Here is a 26,244-nt window from a genome sequence, read left to right on the forward strand (position 1 = left end):
ACATTCATAAACAAGAGATGCTGTTGTGGATAAGGTTGAAGTTATGCACAACAGCATAGTCAAAAAAAGCATTATGATGAGCAACTCACCATGATTTCTGGTTGATCATCAGGCAAAGGCCCTAAATCTGCAATTGTTTCCAAGTCAGGCTGTTTCGTAAAAGGTGTTGTGAGTAAATTAAATAACCGTTCTACTTCGGAAAAGTCATTTTTTTCAGCCAATTCAATGGCCTTTTGCGCCATGTGATTTCTTAGAATATAGTGTGGATTTACGCTTTGCATGATTTTGTCTGACGCTTCTACATCATGATGCTCTCGAAGTTGTAGATATTGAGTTAAAAAACTTTCAAATTGACGTCGATCTAAGCAGTCATCTTTCAGTGCTTCATATTGCTTGTTTTGTAATCGAATAAAGCTTTGTGTATAGTCAAGTTGTTCAGTTTTTAATACATGTAAAAAAGCCATTGCGCATTCAAAACTTTCTTTATGAAAAGTGGGTAACCCCATTTTTTGTTTTAAGCCATGTTGATAATGTTCTAAAAAGGTCGGTTCGAAATGTTCTAAACACTGTGCAAGCTTTTCTTTCCAGACTTCTTTGTCAATATTTATAGGACAAAGCGGCACAAGATTATTTAGCCACATCCATAAATTCCAATGCCCAATACTCGGCTGTTGTTGGTAGGTATAGCGACCATGATGATCAGAATGATTGTTAATCCAATTTGGGCGGAACCGTTCTAAAAATCCATAAGGACCAAAATCGAGCGTTGAACCTGTAATGTTTAAATTATCTGTATTCATTACGCCGTGAGCAAAACCAACCAATTGCCAATGTGAAATCATGACAGCAGTACGTTGAATCACTTGAGTAGCAAAAGCGAGGATAGGTTGTTCTGCATCTAAACATTCAGGATAGTACCATTCAATACATTTTTTTGTGAACTCAGGCAAAAGATCAGGTTGATATTGATTTATCCATTCAAAATGTCCTAAACGAATATGGCAATCTGATGTACGGAGCATCATTGCACCAGGTTCTAATTTTTCTCGCTGCACGCCCTGTGTTGATGTGGTAAAACCAACCGCATCACTCGAAGGAATTCCTAACGAATTTAATGCATGACCAGCCAAATATTCTCGAATCACGGATCGAAGAACAGCACGTCCATCGCCCATTCGTGAATAAGGCGTTAAGCCTGCACCCTTTAAATGTAAATCGATTGTTTGATGATTTTTATCTAAAATTTGAGCAATCAGCAAACCACGCCCATCACCCAATTGACCTGCCCATTGTCCAAATTGATGTCCTGCATAGACCATTGCAAGAGGCTCAAATTCTGCAAAAGTTTTTTGCCCGCTACATATTTCGACCCAATCGTGTTGATCTTGCTCTGACCAATGAAGATGATTGGCTAAATTTACATTAAAATGACCTGCTTTTGCGCCAAGTAAAACTTTAGGCTGCTGCTGATGATAAAGCTTGGCGTTTAGAGAAGAGTAGCGAGGATTAAATTGCATGATAATGAATATCTTAAAACTTCAAGTTTCAATATATCAAAGTTAATTGAAAATAGTAGCGCTGTTCAGTGTTAATCCACAATAAATAATTTTGCACCTTTAGCCGTAAATGAACGATGCGCTTCAGCATGATCTGCAACTTGATAACTCATACCAGCATGGAGTGTAAATATTCGACCATCTTTTAACTCTGTAGAAAGCTCGCTATCAATACAAAATAGAATATGTCCTTTAAGACACCAATGATCTGCAAGATAATTAACTGAATAAGTTACCATTCTTACTCGAATTTGATCAAATTGTTGTACTTGCCATAGGGCATAACCTTTTTCACCTTCATAGCGCTGTGAGGGGATTTCTTCCCAATTGGTGATATTAAAAGGAATATTTTGTAATTTCATCATTGATCTCTTCTTGATGGATAACGATAAGGCATAAAAAACCCCATTTAGGGGCTTTTAAAAATTATTCAGAGATTGTATTTTTTTTGACATTTCTGAGAAGTAAATTCAAAGTTTCTCTATGGTAAGACAAACGTTGTTCAACCAATTGGAATTCGACTTTAAGTTTGTCATCCATTTGATGAATTTTTTCAGCAACAGATGCTTTCTTTGCTTGAATTTCTTGCTCTTTTAATTTAGCCCAATCGTTTAACGTTTGTGTAAAGGCTTCATATTCTTGAGAAACGCGTGATTTAACATTACACATATCTTCAGTCACATTCAGACCATAAATTGCTAAGTCTTGTTCGGCATATTTAAATTTCATTGCCAATTCAGCTTTTTTAATGTTAAAGCTTGGAATACGACGTAAATTTTTCGCTAAACCTAACTTTGAGCAAGTCCAAATCAACCATTTTGTTGGATCATACTGCCACCATTTGACGCCATTACGGTAGTCGTATTGGAAAATATGGTGATAATTGTGATATCCCTCACCCCATGTTGCAATGGCTAACCAAAAGTTATCACGTGCTGTATTTTCATCTGTATATGGGCGTTTCCCCCACATATGGCATAATGAATTAATAAAGAAGGTAACATGATGGCTTAATATAAGGCGCATAAGCCCGCCTAATAATAAAACACCGCCCATGTCTCCAACCGCCCAGCCAATAGGTAAAAGAATTGCAGAATGAACGACAACGACCATTGGAACATAATATTTGTGTTGGAACATGACGAGCTTATCGTTAAGCAAGTCTGGTGCATTTTTAAAGTTTGGTTCGGCTGCTGGGTAGTCGCGCAGCATCCATCCTATATGGGCGTACCAAAATCCTTTATTAATTGAATAGGGATCTTTTTCGATATCATCGACATGACGATGGTGCGTACGATGACCTGAACTCCAGTACAAAATACTATTTTGTACTGCAAAGGTACCCATAATCATGAACAGAATTTTTAAAGGGAGTGTTGCTTCATACGCTCGGTGAGCCCATAAGCGGTGATAACCAGCTGTAATACCCAGACTACTAACACCGAGTAAAACAAACATACTGATCCAAGCCGCTAAACTAAAATCATGATGATATGCATAAAGTGGTATTGCAATCACAGCAACGATAGGCAAAAACACTAATGCAAAAATTGCAACCCAGTTAAATGGGGCTTTGGGTAGGGGAGTGGTCATCTCCAGCAATACTCCTAGAACCTTGGGAGGTATCATTAAAAAAGTCTAAAAAGAAACTCGTTCATTTTTTAGCATATTACCATGTTTAAATATACTTTCATTAACATTATTGTACAGTTGTATTGTTGCAAAAAATATGAAAATAATATGAAGAGATGATTGATTTTATCAAAGTTTTTGTTCAAAAAACTCAATTTATACGATGTACCTGCTTATTAATGGTTTTTAAAAACAAAATTAAGTATGATCTAGCTTAAAGTGATGAAGCATTCGTTGTGGAAAATCGGTAATTAGCCCTTGAATTCCTAAATCTTTAAGATACTGCGCACGTTTTATATCATTTACGGTCCAGATACTAATATCTAAATTTGCCTGTTGGGTCGCTTGAATAATTTTGTCATTAGCAAGTTGATCCATCCAACCAATTTGAGCGCATCCAAGCTCAAGCGCTTGGTCAATTGCTTTGTATTGAATATTCTCTTCAATGAGTAATCCATGCTTAAATGGTGTATTTCGTTGGTTTAATGTATGATGAATTTTAGTATCAAAACTCGTAATGACAGCAGATTGCTCAAAACCTGCAAGATGTAAATGTAGCGTTTCTACAATATTTTCAGCTTCACGCATGTCTTTAACTGCTTTAACTTCAACTTCAATATGATCAAAATCTTGAATAATGTTTAATGTTTCAGAAAGTAAAGGAGTTGCTTCATGCGTAGGCCAATTTGCCCAGTGAAAAGACTGATTGTATTGATCTAATTCACATGAAGTACATTCATAAAGTGACTTATTTTGTCCTGTTGTACGTGAAAATTGATCATCGTGCATAATGATTAAGGCATTATCTTTGAGTTGTCGAACATCAAATTCAACAGCACGAAGACCTAAGTCATGAAGGTATTGAAAGCCACCCAAAGTATTTTCAGGTGCTTCACCACGTGCTCCACGATGACCGATAATTTTCATAAAGTACTCAATTTTAATGTTTGTTATTTAGTTTTTTATCATGTATTTAAATTATTTCATTGATATTTTTTTGCCATAAGACTTCTGTTCCTTGTTCTGCACGTTGTAATGCACGTGAAGCAACAAATAACCAGTCTGATAAACGATTTAATAATTGTAAGGATGTTGCTTGAATATTCTGATCACGCGCATGTACCGCCATTAAACTTCGTTCTGCACGACGACAGATCGCACGTGCTTGATGAGCAAAGCTACAAGCTAAAGTTCCAGAAGGAAGAATAAAATCTTTTAACATCGGCAAATTTTCATTCCATTGATCTATTTCTTGTTCTAAATATTCAATGGCTACAGCTTGTACAAGATTGAAGTTTGGAATACAGACTTCACCGCCTAAATCAAATAACCAATGTTGAACTAAACTCAGTGATTTATCCCACGGAGCTTTATGTTCAATTGTACTTACTGTGATTTGGGCACGTAATACACCAATAGCAGCATTAAGTTCATCAACATCGCCAAGTGCATGAATACGTAAATCATCTTTGGAAATACGTGAACCATCGCCTAAACCCGTTGTTCCAGCATCTCCAGTACGTGTATAAATTTTACTTAAACGATGCCCCATAATTTTCTTTTACCTACTAAATGTATTGTGTTGTCCTAAAAAAGGATAATGTTTTTAGACATTATCCTCTAATTTTAAAGTGTTGGCATTAATATTTTAACGTTACGCCGACGGACGCTAAACGGCCACCATTGATGTAATAACTACCACTACCATAAGCTGTACGATATTGACTATCGCCAACATTTTGAATGTTTGCAAAGAGTTTAATCATGTCATTAATATTATAATAACCATTCATATCAACACTAAAGTGACCAGGAATAATGGCATTATCGTAAGCACTATTATCTGAAGATGATACAGCGATAAGTGTTGTTGAAAGTCCATATTGTGCATTATCCCAGCCAACAGTAAGTGATGCTTTTTGGCGTGGACGACGACTTAAATCAGTATTTAACGTTGTATTTTGAGCTTTTACATAATTGTAAGAGAGATTGCTATAAAATTCATTAAGTTGCCATTTAATATATGCTTCAGCACCTTTAAAAAGAGCTTTATCAATGTTTTCAAATTGATAAGATGTTTGGGCTGTTGAATCGATTAAATCTTTAACTTTAGTTCGATATAAAGAAATACCCGTACTTAAGCCATAATTTAACTTTTGATCTAAACCAATTTCATAAGACATGCTTTTTTCAGGATTTAAGTTAGGATTTCCACCCCACGCACTATATAACTCATTGAGATTCGGTGCTCTAAAAGCACTACCAATATTGGTATAAATACTGGTTAATGGTAGTAATTGATAACGAACAGCTGCTTGGGCAACGGTATTGGTGCCATATTTTTGATTGTCTTCAATACGAACACCAACTTGGCTATGAATACCATTTTGATCATATTGGTGTTGAACAAAGTAACCCGTTGAATGAACAGAATCTTGGTAGCCTGAACCATAAGAAAGAATATCACCTTCAGTTTTTTGATGTGCGACACCTAAAATGATATTTTGTGCTGGGGTGAACTGCCATTTTGTATGAATTTCAGCTTCTTTAGTCTTGCTATGAATGAAATCTGGAGTTTGATTTTGATCAAGATCATCTTTGAACTGAGATAGGCGAGCATTCAGTTCTAATTGTTCATTTAAATTGACTTGTGCTTTTAAATTAATGATTTCATTTTTAAAATCTTGACTCACAATTTTATTAGATAAGTCATATTCGCCCATACCTTGATTTTGACTGTAATCCAGTGAAAGAGCATAGTTTTCTTTTTTAACACCAACTTTGGTGCTAAAGCCTTTTTGGTGGAAACCTGCATCTTCAGCATTTAGATTATTTTTAACTGGTGTACCATCGGTTGCTAAGTTTTGACCACGAACTTGCGCATAAAAGCCATCTTCAAAAAGGTCTGCTCCAACAATAGCTTTATAGGTATTATTTTCACCATATTGCCCTGTAACAAATGCACCTGTTTTTTCAGGAGTTTGCGTAATTAATTGAACAACACCCCCAATTGCGTCTGTACCATATAAAACAGAGGCTGGACCTTTTAAAATTTCAATTTGCTTAATGTCAGATGTATCTAAAAAAGGCAGTGATGCAGCACCTGTAGATGCTGCATTTAAGCGAACACCATCTTGTAGTACGAGTGTTTGAGTTGAGTTTGTGCCACGTAAGAAAATAGAAGATTGTTGTCCATAGCCACCAAGTTGCACAATATTCGCAGCTGCTTCACGTTTTAATAATTCAGGTAATGAGGTTATTGGCGATTGCTGAAGCACTTTCTGATCAATAACAGAAATTCGAGCAGGAATTTCATCAATTTTTTCTTCAGATAAAGTTGCTGTTACAACCAAAGGCTCTAAAACTGCATTAACTGCTGGTTGAGTTGATGTTTTTTCAGTTGCGGAAGTTGTGGTTGAAAAACTCATTGCCAAAGCAATAGCGCCCACAAGTGTTGTTGGTTTAAAATAGTAAGACATGATTAAGCTCCATACATTCACTCCCCGTGAATGATTGAGTGGCTGGAACAACAAGCAGGTATCCGGACTTAAATAAAGTTATGTCAACATAACAAACTTATCGACCTTCCCACAAAATTGCAGTGGTCTAAATTAAAAATTTATAAAGATAAGTATTTCATTTTACCGTTGCGGGGGCAGTGTTGGATTTACACCAACTTCCCTTGAGCTATATGGCGTGAACTTGTTGCATTTGTGTGCAGTATAAAGTTTGTCATGTTATGAAACAATTGCCAGTGAAAGAATTTTATGCTGGAACTTTACTCAAGCAAGATGAATTGCATTACAATGGTTTGCCCATATATTTAAAGATGGGCATGGAACAAGACACCGAATAGAGCCAATTTGATGCAAACCCGTGTAAAAATATGTGGAATTACAAGAATTCAGGATGTTTATTCCGTTGTAGCGGCTGGTGCAGATGCAATCGGATTTGTTTTCTATGCGCCAAGTCCACGCAGTGTGAATAAGACACAAGCACAATTGTTACTTCAGCATCTACCGCCTTATGTACAAACCGTTGGATTATTTGTAAATGCTACTGCTGAAGAAATTCAAGATATTCTTCAAGATGCGCCCATTGATATTCTGCAATTTCATGGCGATGAAACTGCAGCGCAATGTCAGCATATTGCAAAGCAAGTCGGACGTCGTTGGTATAAAGCGATTCAAGTCAAACCAGACCTAGATATCGTTGCAACGATACAACAATATCAACATGCGGGAGCAAGTGCCGTATTGTTAGATGCTTGGCATCCTGAATTGAAGGGTGGCACAGGGCACCGTTTTGATTGGACTCAATTTCCACAACTTGATATTCCTTTAATTTTAGCAGGTGGTTTAACCCCTGAAAATATTGAAGACGCTATACAAACGACACGAGCATATGCAGTGGATGTGAGCGGAGGCGTAGAATCCGCAAAAGGTATTAAAGATCAGCAACTCATACAACGCTTTATGCAAGGAGTCCATCGTGGATCAGCAAAACAATGTGATTGACTATACCCAATACCCAGATGAAAAGGGGCATTTCGGTATTCATGGCGGACGTTTTGTGTCAGAAACTCTTATGGCAGCATTGGAAGATTTAGAAAAACTTTATTTTCGAATGAAAGATGATGAACAGTTTTTGGCAGAATTCGATCGTGACCTGAGCTTTTATGTCGGTCGTCCAAGTCCTTTATATTATGCTGAGCGATGGTCGAAAGAGTTGGGTGGTGCGCAAATTTATTTAAAACGTGAGGATTTAAACCATACGGGTTCTCACAAGGTAAATAACACCATTGGTCAAGCATTACTTGCAAAACTTTCAGGTAAAAAACGGATTATTGCAGAAACGGGTGCAGGTCAACATGGTGTTGCAACCGCAACAATTGCAGCACGTTTAGGTCTTGAATGCGTTGTATTTATGGGGGCTGAAGATGTTAAACGTCAAGCCATGAATGTTTATCGTATGCGGTTATTGGGTGCAACAGTTGTGCCTGTAGAAAGCGGTTCAAAAACCCTGAAAGATGCAATGAATGAAGCCATGCGTGACTGGGTCACAAATGTTGATTCAACATATTATGTTATTGGTACGGTTGCAGGTCCACATCCATATCCACAATTGGTACGTGACTTCCAGTCAATTATTGGTCGTGAAGCACGCCGTCAAATTCAAGAACAAGCTGGGCGTCTGCCAGATGCGCTCGTGGCGTGTGTGGGAGGTGGTTCAAATGCAATGGGCTTGTTCTATCCATTTTTAAATGATCCCGATGTGAACATGTATGGTGTTGAAGCTGCAGGTTATGGTATTGAAACAGGACAGCATTCTGCACCTCTCAATGCTGGGCATGTCGGTGTATTGCATGGCAACCGAACGTATTTAATGTCGGATGAACAAGGTCAAATTATTGAAACACATTCAATTTCAGCAGGACTGGACTATCCAGGTGTTGGGCCAGAGCATAGCTTCTTAAAAGATATGAATCGTGTGAATTATGTTCCAATTAATGACACAGAAGCACTTCAAGGTTTCCGTGATTTAACCAAAATTGAAGGCATTATTCCTGCACTTGAAAGTTCACATGCTATGGCTTATGTCACCAAACTGGCACCTACAATGTCAAAAGATCAAATTATTATTGCTACGGTTTCAGGCCGTGGAGATAAAGATTTAATGACGGTTGCACGAATTGATGGTGTTGAAATGGTTGAAATGTAATATTTTTATTTTTTAATAAAATAAAAAGTCATTACTATTTTAAAAGCTATAATGATCAATATCATTATAGCTTTTTTACTTTAATAAGATCTGAAAAATAGGCTGTCATTGATCTAGACGCGCCTAGATCATCCTAGAGTTGAAACTGAGTTATATGTAAGGAGAGGGAATGTCAAATTTGTTTATTGTGATGCTAGGTGGGCGGCATAAGCAGGCAAATATAGAAATACATGATATTGTCTTTGTGATCGGGCATACTCTCGAAGAAACATATCCCCAACTTAGGCAGGCTTGGTTTGGAGAACAAAAGGGTTTACATATTGATGCTTGGATGAAAGTGAATGGTATTGAAAGCGATGGTATTTATTATCAAATTAAATTAACTCAAAATGCATTAAATGCACATCATCGAAAATTATTTTTCCTTAATTTAGGTGGCTACTCAGAATTAGAATTTGGTGAATTGCATCGTTATATTTTGGTCGTTGCTCCAGATATGATGACAGCAAAGCAACGTGGAAAAGCCTATATACATAGCGAATGGATCAAGCCACATACAGATCAGGTGCTTGAAGTGGATGATTGTATTGCTGTGAATCATGTCAATGGTTACCAAATTGAATTAATTGAAAATCAGTCTTTAACTCAAAATAATTTATGGGAAAATTGTTATATTCCGATTGATCATGATGAGCGTTTCTAAAGTAAAAAATTGGTTCATTAAGTAATAAAGTTTAATGCATGAATAAAAACTGTATTTTGTTGTCTTAAAATTAAATTGTAGTACAAAGATAATGACATCTTTGTACTACAAATAGAGAACTGATTACCTATTAAAACGACTGATTTGCTCTAAGGCCGCTTGTAGATTTTTAGCATTAGGCTGTTGTCCTTTAATTGGGCGATTGTGTTTGTCCAAGATGGAATATTGACCAACAACACCGACTTCTAAAATAGACTCTGGGCTAATAATGGCATAACTACTATAGTTTGAAGCCAGAATCCAATCACGTGCAATCGGTGGACCAAATAAATCTTCACCTACAGAATAATCGTGTACATCATTATTCACACCGAGATAGTTTTTCATAAGGGTTGGAATGACATCTTGGTGGCTTGTATACGCATTACTGTCCCATTGCATGATTTGAGATTCTTTGACTTTAGGTCCAATAATGACAAACGGAACTTTTACTTGTGGATCGGTATAGTTACTGTTATGTCCCCAATAGTTGTCCTTATTATCATTGACCTCTTGACCATGGTCTCCTGTAATAATAATCACCGTATTTTCCAAATCACCAGATTGTTTCAACTTGTCTAAAATGATTTTAATTTGGCTGTCTACAAAGTGCACACTGGTTTTATAGCGATTCATCATTAATGAACGATCAGTGTCATTATTTAATTTAAGGTAATTCACCTCATTCAACATTGGTTCATAACGATGAGGATAATCTTTTGGAAAATCATAACCATGTGGCGCATCATAGAATAAGAATGAAAAGTATGGTTTAGATTGATCACGATGATCAAACCATTCGATCCAGTCTTTCGTTAAGTTTTTATCTGCATCGGATGGACTTGGACCCTGTGAACCTACACGAAGGTTTTTAACATTCGCAAATACAGTTTGATGAAATTCAGGGTTGGTCAACTTTGCAGAAGCAAACAGCCCTAAATCATAATTTAATTCTTGTAAGCGATCTATAAATACAGGACTTCTATGATTCGCAAGCATGGCATGCCAATATGTGCCTGGAATACCATAAAATAAACCAAAGATACCAGTGCGTGTCGCATTTCCTGCAGAAATATGATTATTAAATATTTTTCCTGATTGTGCAAAACCCCAGACATTTGGCGTATTGTCGGCATTAAATGTATCTGCACGCCATGAATCTACAGCAATTAGTACAATATTTAATGGCTTTTCAATGGGTTCTACTTGAAGCGCTTGACGAGGATAATTCAGATCACTTTTATTACTCAGCGACATGGCTTTTTGCTTTTCTAATGCTTTCTCATCAATCCAGCCATATTTTTCCATGGTACCATTGGCAGTCGTTGGATAAAATAGAGGAAGGTATTTTTTAGTGACCGTCACAGGTTGATAGACATTTGCAACAGCCCAAATGTGAATACCATGTGAAATAATGAAGCAAATAAAAAAGAGTGCTGTAAATTTTTTGCCGAATTTCCATGCGGTCAATGTTTCAGTCTTTTTCTCTAAATAGACCAACAGAAAATATTGAGCCGCCCAAACAATAACAATTCCCGCGATGGTCATGAACCATGTCATAAAGCCAAAGCTGACCACCTGACCAGACATGACCAATTCGAGCATGATAATACTAATATGAAATCGATATTGTGCGAAAACAATGGTATCGATAAATAACACAATCAATGCTAAGGAAAAGGCAGCGGATTGAGTCAATCGACGGGCAATATTGGGTAAAAGTAAAAAGGGAATCAGTACAATCCCTAAACAGATCATTAATAATGCCATATGAGAAATGACACTACTGATTAAAAAGCTAAAGCCGAGTATGTCTGTTGGAAATTCGGATAAATAAACAAAATATCGACATGCAATGAGCATGGCAATAAAGGCATTTATAATCGTAAAATATAAATGAACACGTAGTTTAGATTTGAAAAACATAAAGAGTAATCTGGGTCAAAAAGAATAAGGCACATCTACAGCATATAACTAAATGAAAAGTCACAACTATAAAATGTAATTTGAGCAAAAATATAGCATAATTTTCAACGCAAATTCTATTGATCGAAGAAAGATCCAATGAAATGCCCTTGCTAGATGATGCGTTTAAATGTCATTAAAGGTGCTTTTTTTGATTGAGAAAATGGTATTTAAAACAAAAGGGAAAGAAAATTGTAATGTGTTACGAATGTTAAAATATTGAGATCGAATTTAAAACGATGTATCAGCATATGGGTGGAAATAGAGATTAAAGCAGGTTTTGCAATATCAAAAAAACAAAGTTTATGTTGTATCTATTTAATTATATTCATAATTTAAATTTAAAGCTATTTTTTATCCTAGTTAAGTATTTTTATAATCGCTGAAAAAAGGCATCTTTGATCATTGAGAAAAGCACTCAAATATCAGTAAATGTACCTTTCGGGTTGTTTTGAAAAAAATGATTTGCAAATGAAATGCGACTTCAAAGTATTGTGCTCTATTCAATGAGTAAAAAATAGCGTTACAATGCGGTGTCTTGTATTTTTACAATCGCAATTCTTCAGTTTTAATAATTCAAGGAATGTACAACCCTATGTCACGTTTAGCCAATCGATTTGCACAACTGAAATCTCAACAACGTAAGGCTTTAGTTTCTTATATTATGGCAGGTGACCCTCATCCACATGTAACAGTCCCACTCTTACATCAAATGGTTGAGGCAGGTGTCGATGTGGTTGAGTTAGGTCTACCTTTCTCAGATCCAATGGCAGATGGTCCAGTCATTGCACTTGCTGCAGAACGGGCACTTGCTGCGGGAACGAACACGTTTGATGCCTTAAATATGGTCAAAGAGTTCCGTAAAAATGATTCTGAAACACCTGTTGTTTTAATGGGGTATTTAAACCCAGTTGAAGTAATTGGCTATGAAAAGTTTGTTGCTTACGCAAATGAATGCGGTGTTGATGGTGTCCTGTTGGTAGATTTACCACCAGAAGAAGCAAAAGATTTAGATACTGTATTGCAAAAATATAATATGGATCAAATTTTTTTACTAGCTCCGACATCAACAGATGAACGTATTCAACATGTTGTAAAACAAGCAAGTGGATTTATTTATTACGTTTCCTTGAAAGGCGTCACGGGTGCTGCATCGTTAGATGTAGCTGAAGCGGCCTCACGAATCGAAAAAATTAAGCAATATACAGATATTCCTGTAGGTGTTGGTTTTGGGATTAGTGATGCAGCATCTGCAAAAGCAATGGGTAATGTTGCCGATGCAGTTATCGTGGGCAGTGCCTTTGTTAAGCAATTTGCAAGTCTAACTCCAGAACAAGCAACGACAGCAACAATTAATAAAGTTAAGGAGCTTCGAGCTGCGCTCGATGAGTTAGTATGAGTCAAGAAGTGAAAACAGGGAAAATCCTCAGCCCATCTACGCCATGGACAGCACGTGGTGTTCCAGGTATTCATATTCCTGATGAACAGCAGGCATTAAAAGCAATTTTTACAGAACCAACCATTGAATGCCCAGAATGTCATGCTTTGGTGACACGTACTGCAATGTCATTCAATGCTTATGTTTGTCCTCAATGTGATGAACATTTACGCATGAAAGCTCGTGATCGTTTAACTTGGTTTTTAGATCAAGTTGAAGCAGAACTAGGACAAGAGTTTAAAGCGAAAGATCCATTAAACTTTGTAGATAGCAAAGCTTATCCAGAGCGTATGTCAGAAGCGCAAAAGAAAACAGGCGAAACTGAAGCATTAGTCGTAATGCAAGGTTTATTAAAAGATTTACCCGTTGTGACTTGTGCCTTTGAGTTTGATTTCATGGGCGGTTCAATGGGAACGGTTGTGGGTGATCGTTTTGTTCAAGCAGCAGAACGTGCGATTCAAACACGCCAGCCTTTAATCTGTTTTGCAGCATCTGGTGGTGCACGTATGCAAGAAGGGATGTTGTCTCTAATGCAAATGGCGCGTACTTCAGCAGCAATTCAGCGTATGAAGGAAGAAGGTCTTCCGTATATTGTGGTATTAACACATCCTGTATATGGTGGTGTAACCGCTTCTTTAGCAATGCTTGGAGATGTTCATATTGCAGAGCCTAAAGCAATGATTGGTTTTGCTGGAAAACGCGTGATTGAGCAAACTGTGCGTGAGACATTGGAAGAACCATTCCAACGCGCTGAATATTTGCTTGATCATGGCGTGATCGATCAAATTGTTCATCGTCATGCATTACGTGATACTGTATATCGTATTGTGACAAAGTTGATGAATATATCTTGAACACAGCACCACTTGCATCCGATTCTTTAAATACATGGCTCGATTATTGGAGCCATGTTCATGTTACAGGCATAGACTTAGGTCTAGAACGCGTTATTCCAATTGCAGAAAAGCTGGAAGTAACAAGACCTCATGCTAAAGTACTGACGGTTGCAGGTACAAATGGTAAAGGTTCAACAACGACAACACTGGCTGCTATTCTTAATGCTCAAGGTTATCGTGTGGGTTTATATCAATCACCTCATATTTATCGTTTTAATGAACGCGTAAAATTAAATGGGATTGAGGTTGATGATCAAACATTAATTGATGCTTTTGTATTGGTTGATCAAGCACGACGTGAATGTGGTTTATCATTGTCATTTTTCGAAGCGACGACTTTAGCTGCCTTTGTTATTTTTAAAATTCAACAGTGCGATGTCTGGGTTTTAGAAGTTGGCTTAGGTGGTCGTTTAGATGTGGTCAATGTTGTTGATCCAGATGTGGCAGTGATTACCAATATTGGTTTAGATCATACCGATTGGTTGGGTGATACCATTGAAAAAATTGCATTTGAAAAAGCAGGAATTATACGTTCAGGTATTCCCGTTATTTTTGGTGGACATCAAGCATTACCCCAAGCGATTCAAAATAAAGTGAATGAATGCCAAGCTTTTTTATATGCAGTGAACCGAGATTACTTTTATCAAGATCATACGGATGGCAAAAACTGGACGTTAGCAACACCAGGTCTTACCGTTGAGCTACCATTGGGTACATTGGCATTAGAAAATATTTCAACTGCTGTTGTTGCATTATTGGTGAGTGGACTTCAGATCACACATGATGCAATCGTACGAGGGATTGATTCAGCTCGATTGCAAGGACGATTTGAAATTAGAAAAATCAAAGATAAAACGGTTATTTTTGATGCGGGACACAATCCTCACGGTGTTGCATTTTTATTAAAACAATTGAATAATTATTTAAATTATAATAATCAACATAAAGAAATTGTTGCTGTATTTTCAATGCTTACAGATAAAGATATTAAATCTGTGGTTGCGCTCTTGAAAGAAACAGTGAAGTTATGGAAAATTGCACCACTAACTGTGCCTCGTGCTGCAGACATGAGACAATTAGATGATGCTTTGAAAGGTGAAGATATACAGCACTATCATAGTGTGCAGTTGGCTTTTGAATCGGCTTTAAATGAAATAAACAATAATCAGCTGATTTTGGTATGTGGATCGTTCCATACACTAGAAGCCGTATGGGAGTATTTGGAAAATGTCAATGAATAACAAACAGCGCTGGTTGGGTGGTGTTGTTTTATTGGGTGGTGGTATTTTATTGGCTGCCTTGCTTTTGAAGGGTAAAGAAGAAATACAGCTAACTGATGTACAAGGAACATCTACAGGTCAAATACAGCAGAATAGCAGTTCATCTCAAAATGAGATGGTTCAATTGCAACCTGTGACTGTGGATATCGAAACAGAAAAACGATTATTGGCTGAGCAAAAACGTGCAAGAGAGAAATCCGTTGCAGAACAAGAGGCACGAGCAGCACAGTTTTTGGAAATGCAACAGCAAGCAGAAGCCGATGCAGCACGTAAAGCCGCTGAAGAATACGCAGCAATTAATGCACGTCGTACTGCTGCACAGCAGAGTTCGGATAATATTCCTCCAGAATTAATTGAAGATGAAAAAGTAAAACAAAAACGATTAGCAGATGAAAAGTTACTCGCACAGAAAAAACAAGAGCAACAAAAGACTGAACAAGTTAAGACTGAAAATGCCAAAAAGGAAGCTGAGCGTAAAAAGCAAGAACAGCTAAAAGCCGAACAACTTAAAATAGAAAATACGAAAAAAGAAGCTGAACGCAAAGCTGTAGAAGAAGCCAATAAAAAAGCAGAGGAAAAGAAAAAGGCTGATGAGCGAAAAAAGGCTGAGGACGCACGTAAGCTCAATGAGAAAAAAGAGCTAGAACGTAAAGAGGCAGAGAAAAAAGAAACAGCACGTAAAGCTGAAGCACAAAAAAAGGCTGAAGCGGATACAGCGAGAGATTTGCTTGAAAATGGTGATAAGCAATGGATGGTACAAGTTGCACTTGCAGTAAATGAAGCCAATGCAGATGCTTTATCTGCAAAATTAAAAGCAAAGGGCTATAAAGTGACACAAAGTCCAACTTCTAAAGGCATTCGCTTGATGGTTGGACCATCAAAAGATAGATCTTCAGCAGATATCATTCGTAAAAAGATTGCAGCTGATGAAAGTTTGGGAATGAAGTCAGCATGGGTCATTGATTGGGTACCTTTAGACAAAAGAAATTAGAAAATCAAAGATATTTTCTTTCAATATTAAGTTGATGGATTTGACAGTTCTTGTTGAATCCATTTTATATTTTTGGGACTAAAAAGTTTTTCAAGATTTGACCAAATTGGATGGAAACCGTAACCACCAGTTTTCATTTCATGTAAGGCATTTTCAGTTGACCAGTTTTCAAAAATAATGCGGTACATAGCAATAGTTGCACCCGTTCGATCAGATCCGTGATAACAGTGAATGAGAACATTTTTATTCTGTTGATGGGCGTCTTGAATAACTTTCATGACATCAAGTAAATTTTCTTTAGACATTGCATATGTTCGAATGGGAACATGTTTTAATTGAAAAGGCAGATCTTTAAATAATATTTTATCTTTGTTGGATACTCTAAGATTTAGAATAATATCAATATTGTGCTGTTTTAAAAGTGGAATGAACTCTTTTGATGGTTGTTTGCTACGGTAGACAGAAGAGCTCACACGATAAAAATTATTTGTTTTATGAATAAGAGTTCCCCATTCTATTGGGCGTTCAACATGGACATCGGCACAAGCGATGTTAAATATAGATAAACTCATCAACAACAGCGCAATACGTAAGTCATTCAACATAGTTTTATTGATCATATTTATTATTTCATTTTATTTTAAGAGATTTTGGTAGGTGTGAACATCGTTCAAATTTTAAAAATGAAATGATAGGATTGGAAGTGTCTTAAGATTATGATTTTAAAAAATATAAAATAAGTTCAACGTGTAAATATCTCAATGTTATCTTAAAACAATGCTTATTTAACGCTCTAAATTTAGAAGTGTGATGCGTATTTTAAATAGAAACCAAAGTGTAAAGCGGAAAATTAGACCATTAAACTAAAAGTTTTTCCTATAATATTAGGTTGAAATTTGATACATTACGACATCTTATGTTTCGTGTTAGAACAAAAAAGAAAGAGTTTTTTACGGTGTTGATCATAAAACACTTGTACTTCATATTTCTGGCACCATAATAATGATTGACAAAAAACTTATTCAATTGACAAGCAAGATTTAGAGAGTCTATCCATGTTGGCAAGTTTAATCGGAGGAATCTTCGGTACTAAAAATGAGCGTGAACTCAAACGCATGCGTAAAATCGTAGAAAAGATTAATGCGCTCGAGCCGACGATATCAGCTTTAAATGATGCAGACTTATCTGCAAAAACTGAAGAATTTAAACAACGCCACCAAAATGGCGAAAGCTTAGACAAATTAATGCCAGAAGCATTTGCTGTATGCCGTGAAGCAGCAAAGCGTATCATGGGAATGCGCCATTACGATGTGCAGCTGATTGGTGGTATTACACTTCACGAAGGTAAAATTGCAGAGATGCGTACCGGTGAAGGTAAAACCTTGATGGGTACTCTTGCATGTTATTTGAATGCGATTAGTGGACAGGGTGTCCATGTCATTACGGTGAACGATTATTTAGCGCAACGTGATGCTGAGTTAAACCGTCCATTATTCGAATTTCTAGGATTAAGCATTGGAATTATTTATTCAATGCAAGATCCAATGGAAAAATCTGAAGCATATAAGGCCGATATTACGTACGGAACGAACAATGAGTTTGGTTTCGATTATTTACGTGACAATATGGTATTTTCACTTGCTGAGAAAAAACAGCGTGGACTAACCTATGCCATTATTGATGAAGTGGACTCTATTTTAATTGATGAAGCACGTACACCATTAATTATTTCTGGTCAAAGTGAAGATTCATCACAGCTTTATAGTGCAATTAATACCATTCCAGCCAAATTACATCCGCAAAAAGAAGAAAAAGTAGTAGATGGCGGACATTTCTGGATTGATGAAAAACAGCGTTCTGTTGAAATGACTGAGATTGGTTATGAAACAGTTGAAGCTGAATTAATTGAAATGGGTTTATTGGCTGAAGGCGAAAGTTTATATTCGGCAGCAAATTTGAATTTAGTTCATCATGTCTCTGCTGCAATTCGTGCGCATTTTCTTTTCCAACGCAATGTTCACTACATTATTCATGACGGTGAAGTGATTATTGTAGATGAAAATACAGGGCGTACCATGCCAGGTCGTCGTTGGTCAGAAGGTTTGCATCAAGCGGTTGAAGCAAAAGAAAACTTAGAAATTCAACCTGAAAACCAAACATTAGCAACAACCACATTCCAAAACTATTTCCGCTTATATCGCAAGCTATCTGGTATGACAGGAACAGCAGATACTGAAGCTGCTGAAATGAAAGAAATTTATGGTTTAGATGTTGTGCTAATTCCAACGCATAGACCAATGGTTCGTGATGATCAAAATGATTTAATTTATTTAAATCGTAATGGTAAATATTCTGCAATTATTCAGGAAATTCAACGTATTCAAGAATCTGGTGTAGCTCCAATTTTGATTGGTACTGCAACAATTGAAGCATCAGAAATTCTATCGGATAAACTACGAGATGCTGGCATTTCACACGAAGTTTTAAATGCCAAACAACATGAGCGTGAAGCAGACATTATCGCTCAAGCAGGTGCAATACGTGCAGTGACTATTGCAACCAATATGGCGGGCCGTGGTACTGATATTTTACTGGGCGGTAACTGGAAAGTTTTATTAGCAAAAATTGAAAATCCAACGACTGAAGATGAACAACGCTTAAAAAGCGAATGGGAAGCAAATCATGAGGCTGTATTAGCATCTGGTGGTTTACATATTATTGGTTCAGAGCGTCATGAATCTCGTCGTATTGACAATCAGTTACGTGGTCGTGCTGGTCGTCAGGGTGACCCAGGTGTATCTCGATTCTTCTTATCGCTTGATGATGATTTAATGCGTATTTTTGCAGGAGATCGAATCGTTGGTATGATGCGTGCCATGGGGTTAAAAGAAGATGAAGCGATAGAACATAAAATGGTTTCTCGTTCTATTGAAAATGCGCAGCGTAAAGTAGAAGCACGTAACTTTGATATTCGTAAAAACTTATTAAAATATGATGATGTCAATAATGAGCAGCGTAAAATTATTTACTCACAACGTGATGAAATTTTAGCAGCAAGTTCTTTACATGCTTATGTCGAAGAAATGAATCGTGAGGTTATTGCTGGTGTTATTGCCAATTATATTCCACTAGAGTCGATTCATGATCAATGGGATATTCCAGGCCTAGAGCAAGCATTACAAGAAGATCTAAATATTACGCTTCCGATAGGACAATGGCTTGAAGAAGATCGTCGTTTAGATGAAGAGGCGTTGGCACGTCGTATTTCTGATGATGTAATTGCGCGTTATAACGAAAGACGTCTGCAAATGGGTGATGAGTCAGCAGTTATGCTAGAACGTCATTTTACTTTAGGCTCATTAGATCGCCATTGGAAAGATCATCTTGCAGCAATGGATTATTTACGTCAGGGGATACATTTACGTGGCTATGCACAAAAGAATCCTGAGCAAGAATATAAAAAAGAAGCCTTTAACTTATTTGTGAATATGTTAGGTGTGATCAAATCCGATGTTGTGATGGACTTGTCTCGCGTTCATGTTCCAACCCCAGAAGAACTTGCTGAGTTAGAAGCACAGCAACAAGCCCAAGCGCAAGCAATGCAACTAAATTTATCACATAATGATTATGATAATTTATTTGGTGAGAATGAGGTGGATGGTGGGTTGATTGAGCCTGTAGGGGAGATTGTACCGCCAGCAAGTCGCAACTCAGCTTGTCCGTGTGGCTCAGGGCTTAAATATAAACAATGTCATGGTAAAATCTAGATTATTGATTTAAAAGGCGGGTATATTCATATCCTGTCTTTTGAGACGATAAGATTGTTGTGACGGTCAAAGTTATTCGTGGGGTTAATAATTGATTAACTTCAAATGAAAATGAATTATGGATAAACTATGAAAAAATTACGAAATTCTTTGCTGTTAGTGACATTACTTGCTCCTGTTTTAGCATATGCAGACCAAGCACCTACGCAAGTTCCTGTAACGAATGGGCAGGTAGTGATTGAAAGTCCTCGAACTGGTATCCAGTACACAGTCCCTAACCCAAATCAACGTCCAGTGATTATACAAACCAAAGCACTTGAAGTGATTAATACAAATAATGTTGATCGCATTGTTGCTACAAATCCTGCTTTGTCACCAGAAAGTCAGCAGGCAGCAAAAAAAGCGTTATTAGATTTAGCTAAGTAATCAAGTGGTTTTATATTTAAAAAATTATTGAAAAGTCAGACATGAAGTTGATTTTTTATTGATTGCAAAAATTAAAATCGAGTGAAAGTATGCTTTCACTCGATTTTTTTGTATTTTTGATCTAAGCTTAATTTTTCTCATAATCTGATTCGGAAGCTTAAAAATGGCAGTTGGTGACGTATCTATGCCGCAGATGCATGCGGTGAAAGGTGTAAAAATTGGTTCAGCAGAAGCTTATGTACGTTATCAGAACCGACGTGACCTCGTTATTTTTGAGTTTGCAGAAGGGTCAAATGTTGCAGGTGTGTTTACACAAAATGCATTTTGTGCAGCGCCTGTACATATATCAAAAGCACATCTAAAAATCACAAACCCTCGATATCTTGTCATTAACACTGGAAATGCCAATGCAGGGACTGGCAAAACTGGGCTTGTCAATGCAGAAAAGACATGTGTCCAACTGGCAGAACTTGCTGGTGTTACAGCGACTGAGGTTTTGCCTTTTTCAACAGGTGTAATTGGTGAGCAACTACCAGTTGAGCGTTTAATCAATGGGTTAAAACCGGCATTAGATTCCTTAAGTGAAAATGCTTGGTTAGATGCTGCAACCGGAATCATGACCACTGATACTACGCCAAAAGGTGCTTCTGAGCAGTTTGTTTTGGATGGTATAACGTATACCATGACAGGCATATCAAAAGGCGCAGGTATGATTCGCCCAAATATGGCAACGATGTTGGGCTATGTTGCAACAGATGTACCCATTCGCCGAGAGCTTGTACAGCAATTATTATTTGAAACTGTAAATCTTTCGTTTAATCGAATTACCGTAGATGGTGATACATCAACAAATGATTCATGTATTTTTGCTGCAACTGGTCAGGCTGGTGGAATTGAAATTTCCTCTGATACAGATCCACGTTATTCGATAGTTTTTGATGTGCTTACACGGGTTATGAAGCGATTAGCACAATTAATTATTCGAGATGGTGAGGGGGCAACAAAGTTTATCACTATTGCTGTTGAAGGGGGTGAGAATACTCAAGAGTGCTGTGATATTGCTTATAGCATTGCGCATTCACCTTTAGTAAAAACAGCAATTTTTGCATCTGACCCAAACTGGGGGCGTATTCTTGCAGCTATTGGCTATGCAGGCGTTATAAATTTAGATGTTGAAAAAATCCAAGTTTGGTTGGATGATGTACAAATCTGTAAGGATGGTGGTGCAGCGGAAGATTATACGGAAGAAGCTGGCGCACGAGTCATGTCACAAACTGAAATGACGATTCGAGTTGATTTAGGGCGTGGAGATGCGAAAGACACGGTATACACTTGTGACTTATCTTATGATTATGTCAAGATTAATGCAGATTATCGTTCATAAATGATGATTTGAAGACCTCCATAGTGAGGTCTTTTTATACATACAGCTTTAGCTGCTGATGATATTATTTGATCAGCAAAGAGGAATAGACTTGCTGAGCAAGTGAAAAGGATAGAGAAGACTGAATGATGAATAATGCGAGCAATTTAATTGCCAATGAAGCAAAATCAATTGTGCAAGCGCATTTGGATCGTCTGGGCGAGCCCAAAGCTAACCTTATGGATGATCAGTTAAAAAAGCAAAAGTTTGAACAAATTGGTGCTGAACTAAAAAAACAAAACGCAGTGTTGGTTGCGCATTATTACTGTGATCCAGATGTACAGGAACTTGCTGAATTAACGGGTGGTTGTGTGTCGGACTCTTTGGAGATGGCGCGTTTTGGTCGAGACCACGAAGCACAAACCTTAGTGGTTGCTGGTGTGAAATTTATGGGAGAGACCGCTAAAATATTATCTCCTGAAAAAACAATACTGATGCCAACATTAGAGGCAACATGCTCTTTAGATTTGGGCTGTCCTGTGAATACATTCACAGCTTTTTGTGATCAACATCCAGATCATACCGTTGTTGTGTATGCAAATACTTCAGCAGCTGTTAAAGCACGTGCAGATTGGGTGGTTACGTCAAGTTGTGCAGTAGAAATTATTGAACATTTAGATGGTTTGGGTGAAAAAATTATTTGGGCACCGGATCAACATCTAGGGCGTTATATTCAGAAAAAAACAGGCGCAAATATGTTGTTATGGGATGGCTCATGCATTGTACATGAAGAGTTTCGTGCGCGCGGTATTGAGCAAATGAAAGCACTTTATCCAGATGCAGCAGTGCTTGTGCATCCAGAGTCGCCTGAATCTGTTATTGATATTGCTGATGCCGTTGGAAGTACATCTCAGTTAATTAAAGCTGCACAAACCTTGCCACATGAACACCTTATTGTTGCAACAGATAGAGGGATTTTCTATAAAATGCAGCAAGCGGTACCCCATAAAATATTAATTGAAGCACCAACTGCGGGAGAGGGTGCAACTTGTCGTTCATGTGCACATTGCCCTTGGATGGCAATGAATGAGTTGGATGGTATTTTATCGGTTTTACAAAAAAATGATCAGGAAATCTTTGTAGATTCTACTTTAGCAGAGAGGGCAAAGATGCCATTAGATCGTATGTTGGCATTTAGTGCGAGCCTAAAGCGTTAATAGTTGTATGAAAAATGGGTAAAATGCTTGATAAATATACGGTTGATATATTTTTTTGATTTTTTTTAAATATAGGTGTTGACGTTGAAGAGCGTCGCGCCTAGAATGCACACCGTACCGCACGATATGCGATACGAAAGCTGAGATGAACGGAGCATAGCACAGCCTGGTAGTGCACCTGGTTTGGGACCAGGGGGTCGTAGGTTCGAATCCTACTGCTCCGACCAATTCCTCAAGGCGAATCGCATGGTAGTATTATCATCGGTCATGCGCCTGTAGCTCAGTTGGATAGAGCATCCGCCTTCTAAGCGGATGGTCACAGGTTCGAATCCTGTCAGGCGCGCCAATTGGTAGCTTGGTATATAGAGCCAAATACTATGGTGGATGTAGCTCAGTTGGTAGAGCCCTGGATTGTGATTCCAGTTGTCGCGGGTTCGAATCCCGTCATTCACCCCAACTTTATAGTTGAAATTCGGAGCATAGCACAGCCTGGTAGTGCACCTGGTTTGGGACCAGGGGGTCGTAGGTTCGAATCCTACTGCTCCGACCATATTTAAAAAAACCGCTTTATGCGGTTTTTTTGTGTCTAAAAAATAAAATATTATATTAAGGCTCCTTTTAAAAGGAGCTTAATCGATTAGGGGATGATGGTGATGTTTACACGTCGATTGGTTGCTTTATTTGCATCATTCGTATTCGGAACGATTGGTTGAGTTGAACCACGACCAATCGTTACGATATTTTCACGCTTATATCCTTGCTCTATAAATAAGTCTTTAATGGCTTCTGCACGTTTTTCAGACAGTTTGAAGTTATAGTCATTTGCGCCAACATTGTCTGTATGGCCGATAATTTTTAATTTTGAGAGGTCGTATTTTAAAAGCTGTTTGGATAAGTGTGCTATTTTCTCTTTTGTTTTGGGTGCAACTTGATACTGATCAGATCCGAAAAGTAGATCATCGGGTAAACCAAGACTCCAGCCTTCTTGTGTTAGGTTGAATCCTTCGTTTTGTAAGAATCGTTTTTGTTTGTTGGATAAACCATGTGAGGCACATGCGCTTAATATTAAACTCATTACAATGAGTGAGAAGATTTTAGAGAGGTTTTTATTCATAGTGTGAAGTCCTATTATTAAGATGCAATAAACCAGTGCTCGGGTAATATTTTTGCTTTATACATAGAGCTATCTGCTTCAATAATTAATGTTTCTGGTGAATTAAAGTAACAACCAAGTGCGATACCGATACTAAAACTAAAATAAATTTCCTGATTTGCATGTATAATTGGTTTTTTACAGGAATCCAGCAAGTTTTCACAAATTGTAATTACATTTTCTTTATGTGTTATATCATTGACTAAAACTGCAAATTCATCGCCACCAAAACGCGCAATAAAATCATTTTGTCTTAAATTGGATTTTAGGCGAAAGGCCATTTCTTTCAATACGGCATCACCTGCAAGGTGCCCATATTTATCATTAATTTCTTTAAAGTTGTTATTATCAATAAATAATAAAGCAATATTTTGATTTAAATTATGTTTAAAAATATAGATCAGTTTTTCATAGAAATAATTTCTATTGGGGAGTTGTGTAAGTTCATCATGATTAGCACGGTAAGATAATTGTTGATTTTCATTTTGTAGTTGTTGGTTTGATGCTTGAATTTTTGTTAGTAATTCATTAAAAACAGAGTTAATTTCATTGAGTTCAGAAATGTTTGAATCGGAAAATCTCAACGCATAGTTTTTATTTGAGCTAATTGTTTTGGCGGTTTGTACAATTGGATTAATGGAATGCATTAAATATTTATAAATTGAATTTACAGACCAATGTAAAATAATAAATATGAATAAGAAACCAATACAGAGAGAAAAGATAATCTTCTTAAAGAACTCAACATGGCTAGATGAGTTACCGTAAACAATGAGCTTGCCGAAATATTGATTATTGTGTTCTATTTTAACTTCGATAGGTTTACTGAAGTATAAATTATCTAAAATAAATTCAAGTTGTAGTGGTGATGATTGGTACTGTATGGATTCAGTGATGGGGTTGCCTGTTTGATCCGCGACAGTAATAGATCGAATAGGGTATTCATTTATAAAATTATTTAATATTTTGTCAATAGCAGCTTTATCATTGAAAACTACCGCAGGTTGAATTCTTTCACTTAATGCTTTTGTTAAAACGGTAAGACTTCGTTTGGCATATGTACTTAAAGTGAAACTCGCGACTAAAACAAATATGATACTACATAAAAGAAATGTTAAACCCAAGATAGCGAGTTGAGATTTTTTAAATACATTGTGTAAGGAGGTGGTAGTTTTCATCTTCTCACTCTGCCTCCTTTGCCAGTAATAAAACTCGTGGATCTATTGATACTTTAGATTGATTAACGCTTTCTAAATTTATTTTAAAAGAGATTTGATTTTTTTTTCGGTATAAGCAAATAGCACTTCCTTCTTCACATTGAGCATTATTTGTGCTGATGGATAGTACAGGGGTATTGCTATAAAGATTAAGAATGGTTTGTTCTTCTCGAGGAGAGAATGTTGAAAAAATAATGACATTACAGTTATTCTTTTTTAAATCATTATTACTTATATTCTTGAGTCGATATTTATTTTGAGGGGGTGCTTTTTTTATGAGTTGGTCTGCGAGCGAAGAATTGTTGATTGTGCAGATTAAGGGAGAAGAGTTTTCTAAATTCACATAACTTAAAATGGAGAAAATGGTGGTTGTAACATTTTGAGGTTGAGTTGCATGTACTATATTAAAATTAAATATAGCTAAAAGTAAAAGAACTAAGGTAGTAAAATAAATCTTCATTATTATTAATGGCTGAAAGTATTTGATTATATTGTGTTCAAATATAACATAAAAAATGAAATACATATCAAATTGGCTTAAAAAACAGACTTTGAGTAAGTATTTTTGCACACAAAGTATTCACTTGATAGTAAATTTAAGAACAAATTTGATTTAGGGGTTGCATTGGAATGGGGATGGTGTAGAATGCACATCCATCGGCGGTGATGTTGATTAAAACTTGTTGAGAAACAAGGATTTAGCCTTAAGTGGTAAGATCTGAGAGTTTTGAGAAGGTTTTAAAAGATTAACAAAACTAGTTGACTTTCTGGAAAAAGAGAGTAATATAGCCGACCTAGCTTACTGATGACGAGTCAGTAAGAAGATCATTAAGAGAATATGAAGAACAACTTGTGTGGATTTTTACTGATTGATCGATCG

At 36.9% G+C, this 26,244-nt stretch carries 22 protein-coding genes, 4 tRNA genes and 1 riboswitch; of the genes, 15 read left to right on the top strand and 11 right to left on the bottom strand.

Annotated features, from left to right (window positions below; genetic code table 11):
- Positions 1 to 71 precede the first annotated feature (71 nt).
- The 6 genes from B9T31_RS14180 to B9T31_RS14205 all read right to left on the bottom strand — a co-directional run bounded on the left by B9T31_RS14180 (position 72) and on the right by B9T31_RS14205 (position 6,667).
- Positions 72 to 1,517 carry a protein adenylyltransferase SelO gene (locus B9T31_RS14180; RefSeq protein ID WP_086182598.1) on the bottom strand — a complete coding sequence of 482 codons (1,446 nt, stop codon included), beginning with the start codon at positions 1,515 to 1,517 and terminating at the stop codon, positions 72 to 74.
- A gap of 71 nt (positions 1,518 to 1,588) precedes the next feature.
- Entirely contained in the window at positions 1,589 to 1,918 is a 330-nt protein-coding gene (locus B9T31_RS14185) for a DHCW motif cupin fold protein (RefSeq protein WP_086182599.1), read from the bottom strand.
- Positions 1,919 to 1,982: 64 nt separating this feature from the next.
- On the bottom strand, positions 1,983 to 3,149 hold the full coding sequence (locus tag B9T31_RS14190; RefSeq protein ID WP_086182600.1) for an acyl-CoA desaturase: 1,167 nt from the start codon (positions 3,147 to 3,149) through the stop codon (positions 1,983 to 1,985).
- A gap of 237 nt (positions 3,150 to 3,386) precedes the next feature.
- Positions 3,387 to 4,115, bottom strand: coding sequence for a glycerophosphodiester phosphodiesterase (locus B9T31_RS14195; RefSeq protein WP_086182601.1), 729 nt, complete (start codon positions 4,113 to 4,115; stop codon positions 3,387 to 3,389).
- A gap of 46 nt (positions 4,116 to 4,161) precedes the next feature.
- Positions 4,162 to 4,740 carry a cob(I)yrinic acid a,c-diamide adenosyltransferase gene (locus B9T31_RS14200; protein WP_086182602.1) on the bottom strand — a complete coding sequence of 193 codons (579 nt, stop codon included), beginning with the start codon at positions 4,738 to 4,740 and terminating at the stop codon, positions 4,162 to 4,164.
- 88 nt (positions 4,741 to 4,828) lie between these two features.
- Positions 4,829 to 6,667, bottom strand: a complete 1,839-nt coding sequence (locus B9T31_RS14205; RefSeq protein ID WP_086182603.1) for a TonB-dependent receptor plug domain-containing protein — start codon at positions 6,665 to 6,667, stop codon at positions 4,829 to 4,831.
- 35 nt (positions 6,668 to 6,702) lie between these two features.
- Positions 6,703 to 6,909, bottom strand: a riboswitch (cobalamin riboswitch).
- Positions 6,910 to 7,054: 145 nt separating this feature from the next.
- Here B9T31_RS14205 and B9T31_RS14210 point away from each other — a divergent pair.
- The 3 genes from B9T31_RS14210 to B9T31_RS14220 all read left to right on the top strand — a co-directional run bounded on the left by B9T31_RS14210 (position 7,055) and on the right by B9T31_RS14220 (position 9,612).
- Positions 7,055 to 7,705, top strand: coding sequence for a phosphoribosylanthranilate isomerase (locus B9T31_RS14210; protein WP_086182604.1), 651 nt, complete (start codon positions 7,055 to 7,057; stop codon positions 7,703 to 7,705).
- Entirely contained in the window at positions 7,680 to 8,909 is a 1,230-nt protein-coding gene (gene trpB / locus B9T31_RS14215; RefSeq protein ID WP_086182605.1) for a tryptophan synthase subunit beta, read from the top strand. Before B9T31_RS14210 ends, trpB begins: the two co-directional genes overlap by 26 nt.
- Before the next feature lie 169 nt (positions 8,910 to 9,078).
- Positions 9,079 to 9,612: a DUF1543 domain-containing protein gene (locus tag B9T31_RS14220; RefSeq protein WP_086182606.1), complete on the top strand. Its 534-nt coding sequence runs from the start codon at positions 9,079 to 9,081 to the stop codon at positions 9,610 to 9,612.
- A 123-nt stretch (positions 9,613 to 9,735) separates the two neighbouring features.
- Here the strand turns inward: B9T31_RS14220 and B9T31_RS14225 are convergent, their stop codons facing one another.
- On the bottom strand, positions 9,736 to 11,577 hold the full coding sequence (locus B9T31_RS14225; RefSeq protein ID WP_086182607.1) for a DUF3413 domain-containing protein: 1,842 nt from the start codon (positions 11,575 to 11,577) through the stop codon (positions 9,736 to 9,738).
- Between the two features lie 634 nt (positions 11,578 to 12,211).
- Here B9T31_RS14225 and trpA point away from each other — a divergent pair.
- From trpA to B9T31_RS14245, 4 genes are read left to right on the top strand one after another with little or no spacing between them, the layout of a single operon-like run.
- Positions 12,212 to 13,015, top strand: a complete 804-nt coding sequence (gene trpA, locus B9T31_RS14230; RefSeq protein ID WP_086182608.1) for a tryptophan synthase subunit alpha — start codon at positions 12,212 to 12,214, stop codon at positions 13,013 to 13,015.
- On the top strand, positions 13,012 to 13,908 hold the full coding sequence (gene accD, locus B9T31_RS14235) for an acetyl-CoA carboxylase, carboxyltransferase subunit beta (RefSeq protein WP_086182609.1): 897 nt from the start codon (positions 13,012 to 13,014) through the stop codon (positions 13,906 to 13,908). Before trpA ends, accD begins: the two co-directional genes overlap by 4 nt.
- Positions 13,905 to 15,191 carry a bifunctional tetrahydrofolate synthase/dihydrofolate synthase gene (gene folC, locus B9T31_RS14240; RefSeq protein WP_086182610.1) on the top strand — a complete coding sequence of 429 codons (1,287 nt, stop codon included), beginning with the start codon at positions 13,905 to 13,907 and terminating at the stop codon, positions 15,189 to 15,191. The genes accD and folC overlap by 4 nt, the downstream gene beginning before the upstream one ends.
- Entirely contained in the window at positions 15,178 to 16,221 is a 1,044-nt protein-coding gene (locus B9T31_RS14245) for an SPOR domain-containing protein (protein WP_171264768.1), read from the top strand. Before folC ends, B9T31_RS14245 begins: the two co-directional genes overlap by 14 nt.
- Before the next feature lie 26 nt (positions 16,222 to 16,247).
- Here the strand turns inward: B9T31_RS14245 and B9T31_RS14250 are convergent, their stop codons facing one another.
- Entirely contained in the window at positions 16,248 to 16,793 is a 546-nt protein-coding gene (locus B9T31_RS14250; protein WP_228146054.1) for a dual specificity protein phosphatase family protein, read from the bottom strand.
- A gap of 483 nt (positions 16,794 to 17,276) precedes the next feature.
- On the opposite strand from B9T31_RS14250, the gene secA reads away from it, so the two are divergent.
- The 8 genes from secA (at position 17,277) to B9T31_RS14290 (ending at position 23,544) form a co-directional block, all read left to right on the top strand.
- Positions 17,277 to 19,988: a preprotein translocase subunit SecA gene (gene secA / locus B9T31_RS14255; RefSeq protein WP_086182612.1), complete on the top strand. Its 2,712-nt coding sequence runs from the start codon at positions 17,277 to 17,279 to the stop codon at positions 19,986 to 19,988.
- A 129-nt stretch (positions 19,989 to 20,117) separates the two neighbouring features.
- The gene (locus tag B9T31_RS14260) at positions 20,118 to 20,414 is read left to right on the top strand and encodes a hypothetical protein (protein ID WP_086182613.1); all 297 of its coding nucleotides are present in this window, start codon (positions 20,118 to 20,120) and stop codon (positions 20,412 to 20,414) included.
- Positions 20,415 to 20,577: 163 nt separating this feature from the next.
- Positions 20,578 to 21,798 (top strand): bifunctional glutamate N-acetyltransferase/amino-acid acetyltransferase ArgJ, encoded by a 1,221-nt coding sequence (gene argJ / locus B9T31_RS14265; RefSeq protein ID WP_086182614.1) that lies wholly within the window; start codon positions 20,578 to 20,580, stop codon positions 21,796 to 21,798.
- A 128-nt stretch (positions 21,799 to 21,926) separates the two neighbouring features.
- Positions 21,927 to 22,994 carry a quinolinate synthase NadA gene (nadA, locus tag B9T31_RS14270; RefSeq protein ID WP_086182620.1) on the top strand — a complete coding sequence of 356 codons (1,068 nt, stop codon included), beginning with the start codon at positions 21,927 to 21,929 and terminating at the stop codon, positions 22,992 to 22,994.
- A gap of 150 nt (positions 22,995 to 23,144) precedes the next feature.
- A tRNA-Pro gene (locus tag B9T31_RS14275) sits at positions 23,145 to 23,221 on the top strand.
- Between the two features lie 42 nt (positions 23,222 to 23,263).
- Positions 23,264 to 23,340 (top strand) — tRNA-Arg (locus tag B9T31_RS14280).
- A 34-nt stretch (positions 23,341 to 23,374) separates the two neighbouring features.
- Positions 23,375 to 23,450, top strand: a tRNA-His gene (locus tag B9T31_RS14285).
- Between the two features lie 17 nt (positions 23,451 to 23,467).
- A tRNA-Pro gene (locus tag B9T31_RS14290) sits at positions 23,468 to 23,544 on the top strand.
- Positions 23,545 to 23,631: 87 nt separating this feature from the next.
- Here the strand turns inward: B9T31_RS14290 and B9T31_RS14295 are convergent.
- From B9T31_RS14295 to B9T31_RS14305, 3 genes are read right to left on the bottom strand one after another with little or no spacing between them, the layout of a single operon-like run.
- Positions 23,632 to 24,108: an OmpA family protein gene (locus B9T31_RS14295; protein WP_086182615.1), complete on the bottom strand. Its 477-nt coding sequence runs from the start codon at positions 24,106 to 24,108 to the stop codon at positions 23,632 to 23,634.
- A gap of 17 nt (positions 24,109 to 24,125) precedes the next feature.
- Entirely contained in the window at positions 24,126 to 25,325 is a 1,200-nt protein-coding gene (locus B9T31_RS14300; protein ID WP_086182616.1) for a sensor domain-containing diguanylate cyclase, read from the bottom strand.
- A 4-nt stretch (positions 25,326 to 25,329) separates the two neighbouring features.
- Positions 25,330 to 25,935, bottom strand: a complete 606-nt coding sequence (locus B9T31_RS14305; protein ID WP_086182617.1) for a YfiR family protein — start codon at positions 25,933 to 25,935, stop codon at positions 25,330 to 25,332.
- Positions 25,936 to 26,244 lie beyond the last annotated feature (309 nt).

The organism is Acinetobacter sp. ANC 4558 (assembly GCF_002135375.1).
Classification (GTDB): Bacteria; Pseudomonadota; Gammaproteobacteria; order Pseudomonadales; family Moraxellaceae; genus Acinetobacter.